The sequence below is a fragment of the Photobacterium sp. WH77 genome, from assembly GCF_022014395.1.
In the GTDB taxonomy this organism is placed as follows: Bacteria; Pseudomonadota; Gammaproteobacteria; order Enterobacterales; family Vibrionaceae; genus Photobacterium; species Photobacterium arenosum.
The window spans coordinates 79,690-93,131 of the sequence record NZ_JAKLTE010000002.1 but is presented as its reverse complement, the minus strand read 5'-3'; the positions used below and the strand labels follow the sequence as shown (position 1 = coordinate 93,131).

The following is a 13,442-nucleotide window of genomic DNA, read 5'->3' as shown; positions in this document are numbered from 1 at the left end:
ATTCCCTACAATTTCTATCTGTGCCAGTAACCTGCCCTGCCGAACTTAGGAAGCGAGCATGAACAATCAGAAACGCGTTCAAATCCTTGAGCGATTGCGGGCTAATAACCCGCACCCGGAAACGGAACTTCACTGGAGCAACCCGTTTGAATTGCTGATAGCCGTATTGCTGTCAGCGCAGGCAACCGATGTCAGCGTCAACAAAGCCACCGCCAGGCTGTATCCTGTTGCCAACACACCGGAAGACATGCTGGCGCTGGGGGTCGAGGGTGTAAAAGAGCACATCAAGACCATAGGTCTGTTTAATTCTAAAGCTGAAAATGTCATCAAAACCTGCCGGATTCTGGTTGAGAAGCATGGCGGTGAAATCCCTGAAAACCGTGAAGCGCTGGAAGCCTTGCCGGGCGTCGGCCGTAAAACCGCCAATGTCGTGCTCAATACCGCTTTTGGCTGGCCGACTATCGCTGTTGATACCCATATCTTCCGTGTGTCCAACCGCACCAAATTCGCCATGGGCAAGAATGTCGACGAAGTCGAACAAAAGCTGCTGAAAGTGGTGCCGAAAGAATTCAAAGTCGATGTCCATCACTGGCTGATCCTGCATGGACGTTACACTTGTGTGGCACGCAAGCCCCGCTGCGGTAGCTGCATTATTGAAGATCTCTGTGAATTCAAAGACAAAGTCTATCCCGCTGAATAAGCTCTACTCTGAGGAGAAAAAAATGGCAAACGGACGCATTCTGCACACCATGTTACGCGTGGGTGATCTTGACCGTTCTATCGCTTTCTACACAGACATCATGGGCATGAAGCTGTTAAGAAAGTCGGATAACGAAGCCTACCAGTACACCCTGGCTTTTGTCGGTTATTCGGATGAATCCGAAGGGGCAGTCATCGAACTCACTTACAACTGGGGCACCACTGAGTACGACATGGGCAACGCTTATGGCCACATCGCCATTGGTGTCGAGGATATCTATACCACCTGTGAAGCCATTAAAGCTTCAGGGGGGAACGTTACCCGCGAACCGGGCCCGGTTAAAGGCGGCACAACGCACATAGCCTTTGTTCGCGATCCTGACGGCTATCAGATTGAACTGATTCAGCGCAGCTGATTAACCTGATACCACGCAAACTGCACGCATACGAAAAGAGGGCAGGATTATTTCTGCCCTCTTTATACGCACGATCACAGTTACGCACGAGCACATCGATGAGTGGCTATTCCACTTTGCCAAAATATTCCGTCACTTCCGCCCGGTAATTTTCTTCCTGATTACCAGTATCTATGACATCCACTGAGTAATACGGCATTTTCGATTCTTTCAGTTTGTCGACCACATTATCAGTCAGATTGTCTGCGCTGATAGAGCTGAACACCTCATAAGTGGTTGACCGATTCAGCCCCATATCCTCTGCCTGCTCCTTAGTGATGAGCTGAGCCTGAGTCGCTGCCGCCACCTCTTCTTTCATTGTTTCTAAGCCGCTATTCACTATGTCTTTGTCATCCGCAAAGACGGAAGAAGCGGCGATCATTATCACCATAGCCAAGAGTTGCCGTTTCATTTTTTCACCACGCTTTTTCTATTGTTATGTCGGATCAACGATCCTTGCTTCTATCAATCTAGCGTGTTTTGGCTATCTCTCTTCTTCAATAATGAGAACTGGTATAAGTAGATGACTCGCCACTATTGATAATGAGAAACGATCTCATTATTATTTACCAAATACAGGAGGAAACCACATGTCATTTACTTTCCCAGCATTACCCTATCCCTATGATGCGCTCGAACCCTATATTGATGCCAAAACCATGGAAGTGCATCACAGCCGTCATCATAAAACCTACTTTGACAAATTCATCAGCGCCATTGAAAACACCGATCTCGAACAAATCACCCTCAAAGACATTTTTGCACGGGTCTCCGAATTCAGTCCTGCGGTCAGAAATCACGGCGGGGGCTACTATAACCACAACCTCTACTGGCAGTGCATGTCACCCAATGGCGGCGGACAGCCTGTCGGCCTGCTGGCAGAAGCGATTCGATGCCACTTCGGCAGCTTTGATGAGTTTAAAACCGCCTTTTCAGACGCCGCTGCAGCTCACTTCGGCTCTGGTTTTATCTGGTTGTCTGTCACTGGCGGGCGACTGGAGATTTCCTCAACCTCTAATCAGGACAATCCCCTGATGGATGTGGTGGAAAACCGCGGTACTCCAATCCTGGCACTCGATGTGTGGGAACATGCTTATTACCTGACGTACCAGAATAAGCGTCCCGACTACATCAGTGCCTGGTGGCAGGTGGTTGACTGGGATCAGGTAGAACAACATTACCTGGATGCACTTCATCAATAAGAAGGAAATGTACTCATGAACGTGTCACGGTGGGAAATGCACACCTTGCTGGCAGCAGAAGCAGAGAAAGACCAAAAACCCATGATGTCAGTGATCCATTATCAGCTTGCTCTGTCGGAATCACAGCAATTGGAACCTGTCGATGGAACTCTGGATGAGCTGGAAGAATTACTCGCCATCAAAGTGACCGCCTGTCACAACATGGCCAGTTTTTGGCGAAAACAGGGAGACGGCGACTACGAGCTGAAATATCTGCAGCTGGCATCCGAGCAGATCATGGCGCTGATTCCGCAATGCCCGAACCGTGACTGTGAAGCCTTCATCAGCTCTTTGGGCTGCTGTAAGTCAGCGCTGATCGATTTTCTCAAACGCCACCCTAACCCCAAAGTGGCAAAACAGGTGGCGCATATCACAACCAGCAACCAGTGTGAGCTTATCGCCAGGTTCCGCTTGCAATGAGCGCTCTATTCCCTCATTCGCAATCACTGCCGGATGAGGGAATCACCCATCACATCAGGCTGGAAGTCCGGCCCATGGAAATCACAACACGCCTGTTTTTATTGCGCCCCAGCGGCGTACTGTTATCGGCAATCGGACGGCGCTCACCGAATCCCTGAACTTCTATCCGATCTTTAGGCAGACCCAAAGAGACAAAATACTGCTCCAGCTTTTCTGCGCGGCGCTCAGATAAAGACTGGTTAGTATTTTTTCCGCCAGAAGAATCACTGTAAGTCGCGACCAGGATTAAATCGATGTCCTGACTGTATTTAATAAAATCCGCAATTTGCGCCAAACGCTTCTGTGAGGCCTTGTTCAGCTCGTCGCTGTTTTTATCGTAATGCAGCACAGTAAAGGAGATATCTTCAAAGTTATAAGGCAGCAGATTGGCCAGACAGGTACTGAAGGTCTTGTAACCCGCACTGAATGCCACGGCAGACAGGCCAACTGCAATCCTTTCGTTTCTGTGCTGCCAGTCCTGATAACTGAAGGTCGGTATTTTCCCTTCTTCAAGTTCCGACAACATGTTCCATGCCATCTGCCCGCCTACATAACCGTCAAACTGCTTAAAGAATTTCAGTCGCGTCAATGGTTCTGCCGCATCGCCGGGGCGCCATCGCGGAGGCATAGATACCAGGCTGACATTGCTGGTCTGTCCCAGCGGACGACGCATTTTCAGTTCAAAATCGAGGTTCATTTTTTTGCTGGCACGGGATGTAAACTGCGCCTGACCAAAATTCGGGATGGCATGCTGCAACTGGCATTCCAGCGGCGTATCCACCACCATCTCCCAGGTAGACTCCCCGGGCGTCGCAACATAATATTTTCCCGCCCAAGCTGGCGAACAGGCACCCATCAGTGCTAAAGACCAAGCCCCCAGCTTCAATGGCAACGTCATTTTTATCATCCCGGAATAACCTACTTGCAAGTACTGGGTATTGTATCGGATTTTGTCGCAAAATCTTTAGCCGCCGTTTATCTTTCTGACAACCTCTCAGTATCCGTGCCCTGCCGTCACACCTTAGCAGCAAGGGTTTAGCTTCTGAACCAGATCTGACATAATGCTGGCCTCATTTTTATCAGCAACATTATCATGAGCCAAGAAAACACATTAAATACCCTGAAAAGTCGCTTTCGTGGTTTCTTTCCTGTCGTTGTCGATGTGGAAACAGCCGGTTTCAACGCCAACACTGATGCCCTGCTTGAAATTTGTGCTGTCACCCTGACCATGGACGAAGAAGGATGGCTCAAACCTGCCAGCACACTGCATTTTCATATTACGCCTTTTGAGGGTGCAGTTATCCATCAGGAAGCATTGGATTTTAACGGTATCAAAGATCCGTTCAGCCCGTTACGTGGCGCGGTGACGGAAGAAGAAGCCCTGAAAGAAATCTATAAAGTCATACGGAAAGAACAAAAAGAAGAAGGCTGCTCTCGCGCCATCATGGTGGCGCATAATGCGAACTTTGATCACAGCTTCGTCATGGCCGCCTCTGAAAGGGCCAAGCTAAAGCGCATTCCCTTTCATCCTTTTGCCACATTTGATACCGCGGCACTGAGTGGACTGGCATTCGGCCAGACGGTGCTGGCTAAAGCCTGTGAAGCAGCGAATATTCCATTTTGTAACAAAGAAGCGCATTCAGCTCTCTATGACACCGAACGAACCGCAGAATTATTTTGTGAGATCGTTAACAAATGGAAAAAATTAGGTGGATGGCCAGTCGCCGCACTTCAAACAGAAGAAGAAGCCTAAGGTCAGACCTGAAACACAAACACTCATCAGACCTCCTACCAAAGCCCAGCCATGCTGGGCCTTTTCACAAAAATGAAACAAACGTCCGAAATTAATCAAACGTGAGTTTAAAACACAGATAAATAATACACCGTACAAATAGCCTTGCTAGCCCCCAAACACCCTGTTACATATGGTTAACATTGGCGTAGCGAATCCTTATACTCCGTGTCTACAAGCTGATTCACCATTCTTTCATGGATTGAAGAACGCGAAGCATATCAATAATAAACAACAAGAGAGGCAGCAGAATGTCCAAAAGATTTCATGTAACCGCACTCGCCGTGGCCGCCGCGCTGACATCCCTCCAGGCGCAAAGTGCTGGTTTCCAGGTAGCTGAACACTCCGCCAGCGGTTTAGGCCGGGCTTTCGCCGGTGAAGCCGCGATTGCCGATAACGCCGCAGTGCTGGCCCGTAACCCCGCCGCATCGACCATGTTCAAGCAGCGCGCCCTTTCGGGTGGCTTAAGCATTGTTGACCCGGCAATCGATGTCGACAGCGTTAATCGTGACCAAAAAGCCAATGACATTGCACCTCCGGGCTTTGTTCCTGCCGGTTACTATATTCAGCCGATCAACGACAAGCTGGCGTTTGGTCTGGCCCTGTTTTCTAACTACGGTGTCACCACAGATTACGATCCCTCTTTCCATGCAGGTTCATCTGCGGGCGAGACGTCACTAATTACTGTGAATTTCAACCCAAGTATTGCTTATCGTGTAAACAAGCAACTGAGCCTGGGCGCAGGTGTCAGCGCAATTTATGGTTCAGCCGAGTTGAATCGCTTCTTAGGTGATCTCGCTGTGGCTGTACCCGGTGCCGACCCAAGTGATAAGAGCGTCAATATGGAAGGTGATACCTGGGGATTTGGCTGGAACGTGGGTGCATTGTTTGAACTGAACGATAACAACCGCTTTGGCCTCAGCTACCGCTCACAGACCGATATGGACTTTGAAGGTGATTTTACCGACTACACAGGCCGTATCACTGGCTCTCCCAACAACACTGTACCGGGTGACTTAACCGTGGTGCTTCCTGCTATTGCTGAATTTTCCGGTTTCCATCAACTGAACAATCAGTGGGCGGTCCACTATAGCGTGCAATGGACACAGTACAGCAAATTTGAAGAGCTGCGCGCGACAGGGGATCAATGCGTACCAGGATACGGCGGCAGCGCAGGTCTGTGTTTGCTGAAAGATGAAAAGTATGACGACACCTTCCGTTATGCGATTGGTACAACCTATAACATCAACACAGAATGGACAGTTCGCGGTGGCTATGCCTTTGATGAACAGGCTGGTAAACCAACCCTGAGCATTCCCGATACCGACCGTAACTGGTTTACAGCAGGTGCGACGTACAACTACAACGCAAATCTGTCGTTTGATGCCGGCATCGCTTACCTGATCGCCGATGAACTGACTTTCACTGAAGACGGCGACACCTTTGAGTCCAGTGGCGGCGCGATTATCGCTTCCGGCCAGGTGAACTACAGCTTCTAAGCCAATCGCTCTCAGTTGAACAGAATTTAGGGATAAAATATGAACAAAAAATTACTTGCCCTGCTGGTTGCATCCAGCTTTTCACTTTACGGTTGTGGTGACGAACAAGGCCTGAGTGGTACACCAACCATCGATCCGGATATCAAAAGCAGCCTGAATGCCGAAACCAAAATTGAGTTTGATCTGCTCTCGGCTGAAAAAAAGGTTGTTACGCCAAGCTTTATTGCCATGGATCTTGACGATGGCACCATAGCGACTGAAAGTAGCGCTAAAGTGGCGAATATCAGTGACCCGGCCTACGCCTGGGGCCAGACCGACGGCTGGAGTACCACTCAGCCCATCAACATTAACTTTACCGGGAACGATCTGGCCGCAGAAACTGCTGCAGACAGCTTCTATCTGATTAAGTCTGGTGATCCAACCAACTCAGCTGATGCAACAACGCCTGAAGTCTTGTCGGCAGATAATGGCGATTTCATGGTGACGGCTTCCGGAACCAGACTAACCGTGATCCTGACCAAGCCTTTAGATCCGGCCAGCAACTATATGTTCGCGGTCACCAGTGATCTGAAAGACAGCAAAGGCAATCCTGTGGGTCTGTCCAATTCTTATGCGGTCCTGAAGAGTGTCGGTAAAGTGCCGGATGCAGCACTGGAGAAACCTCAGGCCATCACGCACGCGGTAGAAAGCACGCTGTCAGCAGTAGCAGGCGCACCGAAGAATAAGATTATTTTCTCCAGCTGGTTCACCACCGCCTCGGTTGGCGAAGTGCTCTATGCTGCAAAATCCGCTTCTGCGCTCGCGTTAAAGCATGGTGCTGCGAATATATGGCAAGGCAGTGCCATTGCTGATGGCATTAGCCAGAGTGATCTGGAAAGCATGTTCGAGATGAGCGTGCCAACCGATAGTGGTACAACCACACCAGGTGGCAATCCAATCTACACCGGAACGATCAAACTGCCGTATTTCCTGGAAAAAGATCCCACCAAATTCAGCAGTACACCTTGGCAAAGCGGTATGCCGAGTCTGGCAAAAATCAGCTATGTGCTGAACAACGGCTCTGATGCCGACAAAGCGGCGATTGTCCAACAACTGGCGGCACTGCAGATCACGACAGAAGATTTAGCTGCCGTTAAAACCGATCCTGAAACTCAGGTCAGAGTACTGCAGGCGCTTACAGGTTCAACTTTAAAACTGGCCGATGGTTCGCAACTGGATGAAGAACGACTGATTACCCGTTATAGTCCTGTGCCAAAACTGAAAGCAGTAGATACTGTTGAATATACGCTTGTCTTGTCATCAGATACGGCCACTTGCCAAACCGGTTCAAGCAAAGTTTCCATCTATCAGCACGGTATTACATCGACAAAGGCGACAGTCGCGGCCTTAGCCGATAGTGTCATTGGCACTGAGTGTCATGCGATCTTCGCCATTGACCACCCACTGCATGGCGATCGTGGCATTGCAGGTGTCGGTAGTGCTTCAGGTCCGGATGGTAACCCAGCGTTATACCTAAACCTGGCAGCACTCACAGTCGCACGGGATAACCTGCGCCAGAGCACCATCGATGTACTCAACCTGCGTGCAGGAATTGCATTGGCGTTTAAAAAACTGGGGACAGCGATTCTTCAGGGAGATACAGCAACTATTATTGAAATGGGCCCGCTGGCGCGCCTCAATCCACAGAGCAAAGTCGGTTTTGTCGGTCACTCGCTTGGTGCAATCACCGGGATCAATGTCGCTGATGCCGCGAACCGAACCCTGAACGACCCTGCCGGTGATGCCGCTTTCGCGATCGATAAAGTCGCACTGGCGAATCCGGGAGCGGGGATTCCTCACCTGTTACTTCAGTCAGGTACATTTGGCGATTCAATCAAAGGCCAGCTGCTCTACTCAGCCAGTACTGACTTCCAGAAATTCTGTGCCGATTACTCGCTGAGTGATCCAGAAGCCTGTTTCAAAGCATTTGAAACTGCACTAGTCGGCGCAGGAGATCCAGAAGGGACGCTAGCAACTGCGTACGGCCAGTTCAGCCAATTCGCTTATGTTGCACAAGGGGTGCTGGATACCGTCGACCCGATTAACACTTCACTGCAAGTCTCGGCGGATTTACCGGTTTACCTGAGCCAAGTGAAAGATGATCAAACAATTCCAAATCAGCTCATACTCGGCGCCACAGTCAACGGTGCAGATAACATCCCACTGCCATATTCTCCGTTTGGTGGCACCCTGCCGTTGCTGCAAACTATGAGCCTTTCAACTTCAACACATGTAAATGGTGAAGTCGTTCGAAGTGCTGTGTTGTTTGATTCAGGGACTCATAATTCTTTGTTGGAATCAGATGCAACGGGTATCAATATGCGTGCTCAAATCAGTTCTTTACTGAACAATGATGGCACTGTACTCAACAATTGATCACACATACATCATGAGAGAAACACAAAGGCCAGCAGTGCTGGCCTTTGTGTTTCTGCATGAAAAATGAATAGGACACCTAAAGTTCGCAGCCTGTATCACCACAGATGTTCATGCCAACAACAGACATTCAGGTTCCTTCCACTCCCCTGCCTGATCTTCTCAGGTGAAAAACTCTACCTTGAGCACAATTTCTTCTCGACATGTATGAAAATTTCAGCAAACTAGACGGCTTGCTCGTTTTAGCCTGGATCGCATGATTATTCATCAATGCAATCACACGAATTTAAAATGGAAAGTCGTTTTATGAATCCTGTCGTTATTTCCGTCTGCGTCATGCTGGTGCTGGCGCTGATGCGAGTCAACGTCGTGGTCGCACTGACCTTCAGTGCCATCCTCGGCGGACTTGTCGGAGGGCTCTCCCTCACAGATACCATCTCTGCCTTCGAAGGCGGATTGGGTGGCGGTGCTACCACAGCATTGAGCTATGCCATGCTGGGCACCTTCGCCGTTGCCATTTCCCGTTCGGGTATTACGGATGTACTGGCACAAAAAGTCATCAAACGTATCAGCGGCCATCATAATGCGGCAGCGGCGACCGGGGTGAAGTACTCAGTGCTGACCATTCTGCTGCTGCTGTCTATTTCATCGCAGAATGCGATTCCGGTGCACATTGCTTTCATCCCTATTGTGATTCCCCCTTTGCTGCATGTGTTCGCCAAACTTAAGCTGGATCGCCGCCTGATTGCCTGCGTACTGACCTTTGGTCTGGTGACACCTTACATGGTGCTGCCTGTGGGCTTTGGCGGTATTTTCCTCAATAATATCCTGCTGAAAAACCTGCATGACAATGGCCTGGATGTCGCCGCCAGCCAGGTGCCTTATGCCATGATTCTGCCGGCGGCCGGCATGCTGTTTGGTCTGCTGCTGGCCACCTTTGTCAGCTACCGCAAACCACGGGAATATTCTGAAGCGCAAATCCTGGCCAGCGAACCGGAGCACGCTGAGATCAACATGCAGCATGTTTATGTGGCCATGATTGCTATCGCGGCCGCTCTGGGCGTTCAGCTGTACAGTGGTTCGATGATCATCGGTGGTCTGGCCGGTTTCATGGTGTTTACCCTTGCCGGTGTGATCAAATGGAAAGATACCCATGACGTGTTCACCAAAGGTGTCCACATGATGGCAATGATAGGTTTCATCATGATTGCGGCTGCCGGTTTTGCGGCAGTCATGAAAGCCACTGGCGGCGTGGAAACCCTGGTCAGCTCGCTGTCTCATGCCATCGGCGACAACAAAGCGCTGGCTGCCCTGCTGATGCTGGTGGTTGGCCTGCTGGTGACTATGGGCATAGGGTCATCGTTCTCGACCATTCCCATCCTGGCGACTATCTATGTGCCATTATGTCTGAGCTTTGGCTTCTCGCCGCTGGCGACTGTGGCGCTGGTCGGTACTGCTGCTGCACTGGGTGATGCCGGCTCACCGGCTTCTGATTCGACTCTGGGCCCGACAGCCGGCCTGAATGCTGACGGCCAGCACGAGCACGTGTGGGACACGGTTGTGCCGACCTTTATTCACTACAACCTGCCACTGATTGCCTTTGGCTGGCTGGCCTCCATGATGCTGTAAGTCGCTCATTGTTTGGCAGAAACAAAAAGACCCCGCAGTGCGGGGTCTTTTTTTATCAGTACAGTAGCTTTCAGATATTATTCTGCGGCTTCAGCACTGTCGCGACGCGCTGCGGCTTCTTTGATCAAAGGTTGCAGTTCACCTTTCTGGAACATTTCCAGAATAATGTCACAGCCGCCAACCAGCTCGCCTTCAATCCACAGCTGCGGGAAAGTTGGCCATTGCGCGTAAATTGGCAGTTCAGCACGGATATCCGGGTTTTGCAGGATATCAACGTAAGCAAACTTTTCACCACAAGCCATCAGTGCCTGAGAAGCCTGTGAAGAGAAACCGCAGCTCGGCAGTTTTGGTGATCCTTTCATGTACAGCAGAATTGGGTTTTCTTCGATCTGCTGTTTGATTTTGTCGATGGTTTCCATAGCTTCCTCTAACAACGTTAGCTTTATAGTAAGTGTGATACCCACATTCTACTTTGTCACGGCAAGGAAAAAAACGCCTAATAAAAGTAAGGTTAAGACTTATACTTGTCTGAACGCTTGCTTGCCATCTTCTGCTTGCAGCGACCTTTTTCATTCAGACTACTTTTAATAAAGAAAAAACTTGCTAAAATGATTTGCAAACACGCAAGCCTATCGCTTGTATACAATAACAAACACAGTTTGAAGTGACGCAGGCTGTTGCCTGCTAACGGAAGCAATGTCGTGGGTCTGCCCACACCATCAATATGGAGAATCGAGTAATGGCATTCGAACTACCTGCTCTACCGTACGAGAAAAATGCACTTGAGCCACACATTTCTCAAGAAACGCTGGAATACCACCACGGTAAGCACCACAACACTTATGTTGTGAAACTGAACGGCCTGATCGAAGGTACTGAGTACGCAGACAAATCTCTGGAAGAGATCATCAAGACCTCGACTGGCGGTGTTTTCAACAACGCAGCTCAGATCTGGAACCACACTTTCTACTGGCACTGCCTGAGCCCGAACGGCGGCGGTGAGCCAACTGGCGCAGTGGCGGATGCCATTGTTAAAGCGTTTGGTTCTTTTGACGCATTCAAAGCAAAATTCACTGATTCAGCAATCAACAACTTTGGTTCATCATGGACTTGGTTGGTGAAAAAAGCAGACGGTTCTCTGGACATCGTTAACACGTCTAACGCTGGTACGCCACTAACTGAAGCAGGTGTCACTCCTCTGCTGACTGTTGATCTGTGGGAACACGCTTACTACATCGACTACCGTAACCTGCGTCCGGACTACATGAACGGTTTCTGGGCACTGGTTAACTGGGAATTCGTTGCTAATAACCTGGCAGCTTAATTCTCAAACCTAACGGTTAAGATCGCAAAAGGCCCGCACATTCAGTGCGGGCCTTTTCTTATGGTTCTTTGTTGTTGATTGTTCAGTTGCTGATTTTTCAGCAGGCAGCCCCACTACTTACTGAGCAAAAACCTCTGGTCTGAACTAGCAAACGATCAGGCTTTCTCTGCCAGAATGATACGCAGTGTACGGCGCAGCGGCTCAGCAGCACCCCACAACAGCTGATCACCCACAGTGAACGCATTCAGGAAATCATCGCCCATTGCCAGCTTACGCAGACGGCCCACAGGTACAGACAGAGTGCCTGTCACTTTCGTTGGCGTCAGCTCCTGCATGGTAATATCACGCTCATTAGGGATCACTTTAACCCAGTCATTGTGGGACGCGATGATACCTTCGATTTCATCCAACGGGACGTTCTTCTTCAGTTTCAGCGTCAGCGCCTGGCTGTGACAACGCATCGCACCGATACGCACGCAGGTCCCGTCAATCGCAATCGGGCTGTTGCCGGTTGCCAGAATCTTGTTAGTCTCGACGCCGCCTTTCCACTCTTCTTTGCTCTGCCCGTTTTCACGCTTCACATCGATCCAGGGGATCAGAGAGCCCGCCAACGGCACACCGAACTCAGATGTCGGGAAATCGGCAGAGCGCATGGCTTGCGCCACTTTACGGTCGATATCCAGAATAGACGTGGCCGGATTAGCCAGCTCGCTGGTAACGTTGTCATTAATGACACCCATCTGAGAGATCAACTCACGCATATTCTTGGCACCCGCGCCTGACGCCGCCTGATAAGTCTGGGAGGTCATCCACTCAACCAAATCTGCCTTAAACAGTCCGCCGACCGCCATCAGCATCAGGCTGACAGTACAGTTACCACCGGCGAATGAACGCACGCCAGAGTGGATACCCTGCTGAATCTGATCAAAGTTAACCGGATCCAGAGTGATGATGGTTTGATCATCCATACGCAGCGTAGACGCCGCATCAATCCAGTAACCTTTCCAGCCTGCCTGACGCAGCGCCGGATACACCTTCTCGGTATAGCTGCCACCCTGGCAGGTAATAATGGCATCAAGCTTCTTCAGTGCATCAATATCAAATGCATCATGAAGTACGCCTGCATCTTTACCGAAGTCAGGCGCAGGAATTCCAACCTGAGAGGTTGAAAAGAAAACAGGTTCAATATGGTCAAAGTCTTTTTCTTCCACCATACGTTGCATAAGCACGGAACCTACCATGCCGCGCCAACCGATCAAACCAACTTTCATCATAGCTTGCTACACTCCATGTTGACGTGATTGGGCACCTCCTAAATTGATTGGAGAAAAGCCACCTCAGTATGCAACAGGTCAAATAAAGGCCATCAGTGACACACTGACAGCCGCATACCCATTTCAATCACGTTTTTGAAAACCACATTCATGGCTGTTACGCGCCAGAAATACTCTGCATTATCGCAACGGCCATGAACCGAAGATAGCTAAATACCATAAAGCAAAGCCCCTACCAACGCAACAAAATGCCAAAATTAACTGGTGTCAAAGCTGTAACACAGCGCAGCATGATGAGCGCACCAGTTTTTTTAGAGTATTCAGCTAATTTGATGTCATGGAACAGAGCGATGATGCTAGATTTTCAGGGAATAAATCATGATTTTCCTGCAGAAGCTAAAATACTGTTTTTCACACTCTTTAATTCACTAAAGCGTGTATTCATATATCTTTACATCACTTTATCGCAATCAGAAGGCTGATTTGCTCTCAACAGGCAAAAACCTTAAATAAGGCATCGAGAATGATGGATTCCAAGGCAGAGAAAAGGATCAAAAATAAGCAGATAATCAGGAGTGAAGCGTTGGGACAGCGCAGGCAAACTGGCGCTGAATAATAGTTAAGGAATAACACGGATAAAGTGTCCGAAACACTA

At 49.6% G+C, this 13,442-nt stretch carries 14 protein-coding genes; 10 read left to right on the top strand and 4 right to left on the bottom strand.

Going from position 1 to position 13,442, the window contains the following annotated elements:
* Positions 1 to 58: 58 nt before the first annotated feature.
* Positions 59 to 700, top strand: coding sequence for an endonuclease III (gene nth, locus L6J37_RS02850; protein ID WP_027252801.1), 642 nt, complete (start codon positions 59 to 61; stop codon positions 698 to 700).
* A gap of 22 nt (positions 701 to 722) precedes the next feature.
* Positions 723 to 1,115, top strand: a complete 393-nt coding sequence (gloA, locus tag L6J37_RS02845; RefSeq protein ID WP_237794074.1) for a lactoylglutathione lyase — start codon at positions 723 to 725, stop codon at positions 1,113 to 1,115.
* A gap of 106 nt (positions 1,116 to 1,221) precedes the next feature.
* Here the strand turns inward: gloA and L6J37_RS02840 are convergent, their stop codons facing one another.
* A complete protein-coding gene (locus L6J37_RS02840) occupies positions 1,222 to 1,566 on the bottom strand; it encodes a hypothetical protein (RefSeq protein ID WP_237794073.1) in 345 nt (114 codons plus the stop codon).
* Positions 1,567 to 1,744: 178 nt separating this feature from the next.
* Here L6J37_RS02840 and L6J37_RS02835 point away from each other — a divergent pair, with 178 nt between their 5' ends.
* Positions 1,745 to 2,356 (top strand): superoxide dismutase, encoded by a 612-nt coding sequence (locus tag L6J37_RS02835; RefSeq protein ID WP_237794072.1) that lies wholly within the window; start codon positions 1,745 to 1,747, stop codon positions 2,354 to 2,356.
* Positions 2,357 to 2,371: 15 nt separating this feature from the next.
* Positions 2,372 to 2,815: a DUF2753 family protein gene (locus tag L6J37_RS02830; protein ID WP_161455580.1), complete on the top strand. Its 444-nt coding sequence runs from the start codon at positions 2,372 to 2,374 to the stop codon at positions 2,813 to 2,815.
* A gap of 49 nt (positions 2,816 to 2,864) precedes the next feature.
* On the opposite strand, the gene motY is transcribed toward L6J37_RS02830, so the two are convergent.
* Positions 2,865 to 3,710: a flagellar protein MotY gene (gene motY / locus L6J37_RS02825; RefSeq protein ID WP_237794173.1), complete on the bottom strand. Its 846-nt coding sequence runs from the start codon at positions 3,708 to 3,710 to the stop codon at positions 2,865 to 2,867.
* 237 nt (positions 3,711 to 3,947) lie between these two features.
* On the opposite strand from motY, the gene rnt reads away from it, so the two are divergent.
* The 4 genes from rnt to L6J37_RS02805 all read left to right on the top strand — a co-directional run bounded on the left by rnt (position 3,948) and on the right by L6J37_RS02805 (position 10,189).
* Positions 3,948 to 4,607 carry a ribonuclease T gene (gene rnt, locus L6J37_RS02820; protein WP_120511362.1) on the top strand — a complete coding sequence of 220 codons (660 nt, stop codon included), beginning with the start codon at positions 3,948 to 3,950 and terminating at the stop codon, positions 4,605 to 4,607.
* A 290-nt stretch (positions 4,608 to 4,897) separates the two neighbouring features.
* Complete coding sequence (locus L6J37_RS02815) at positions 4,898 to 6,145, top strand: outer membrane protein transport protein (protein WP_237794071.1); 1,248 nt, start codon at positions 4,898 to 4,900, stop codon at positions 6,143 to 6,145.
* Between the two features lie 39 nt (positions 6,146 to 6,184).
* On the top strand, positions 6,185 to 8,560 hold the full coding sequence (locus L6J37_RS02810) for a VolA/Pla-1 family phospholipase (RefSeq protein ID WP_237794070.1): 2,376 nt from the start codon (positions 6,185 to 6,187) through the stop codon (positions 8,558 to 8,560).
* 306 nt (positions 8,561 to 8,866) lie between these two features.
* A complete protein-coding gene (locus L6J37_RS02805; protein WP_192015137.1) occupies positions 8,867 to 10,189 on the top strand; it encodes a Na+/H+ antiporter family protein in 1,323 nt (440 codons plus the stop codon).
* Between the two features lie 77 nt (positions 10,190 to 10,266).
* Here the strand turns inward: L6J37_RS02805 and L6J37_RS02800 are convergent, their stop codons facing one another.
* Complete coding sequence (locus L6J37_RS02800; RefSeq protein ID WP_027252810.1) at positions 10,267 to 10,608, bottom strand: Grx4 family monothiol glutaredoxin; 342 nt, start codon at positions 10,606 to 10,608, stop codon at positions 10,267 to 10,269.
* A 320-nt stretch (positions 10,609 to 10,928) separates the two neighbouring features.
* Here L6J37_RS02800 and sodB point away from each other — a divergent pair, with 320 nt between their 5' ends.
* Positions 10,929 to 11,513 (top strand): superoxide dismutase [Fe], encoded by a 585-nt coding sequence (sodB, locus tag L6J37_RS02795; protein WP_161455300.1) that lies wholly within the window; start codon positions 10,929 to 10,931, stop codon positions 11,511 to 11,513.
* A gap of 155 nt (positions 11,514 to 11,668) precedes the next feature.
* Here the strand turns inward: sodB and asd are convergent, their stop codons facing one another.
* Positions 11,669 to 12,784: an aspartate-semialdehyde dehydrogenase gene (gene asd, locus L6J37_RS02790; RefSeq protein ID WP_237794172.1), complete on the bottom strand. Its 1,116-nt coding sequence runs from the start codon at positions 12,782 to 12,784 to the stop codon at positions 11,669 to 11,671.
* A 251-nt stretch (positions 12,785 to 13,035) separates the two neighbouring features.
* Here asd and L6J37_RS02785 point away from each other — a divergent pair, with 251 nt between their 5' ends.
* Positions 13,036 to 13,269 (top strand): hypothetical protein, encoded by a 234-nt coding sequence (locus tag L6J37_RS02785; protein WP_237794068.1) that lies wholly within the window; start codon positions 13,036 to 13,038, stop codon positions 13,267 to 13,269.
* The last annotated feature ends 173 nt before the right edge of the window (positions 13,270 to 13,442 follow it).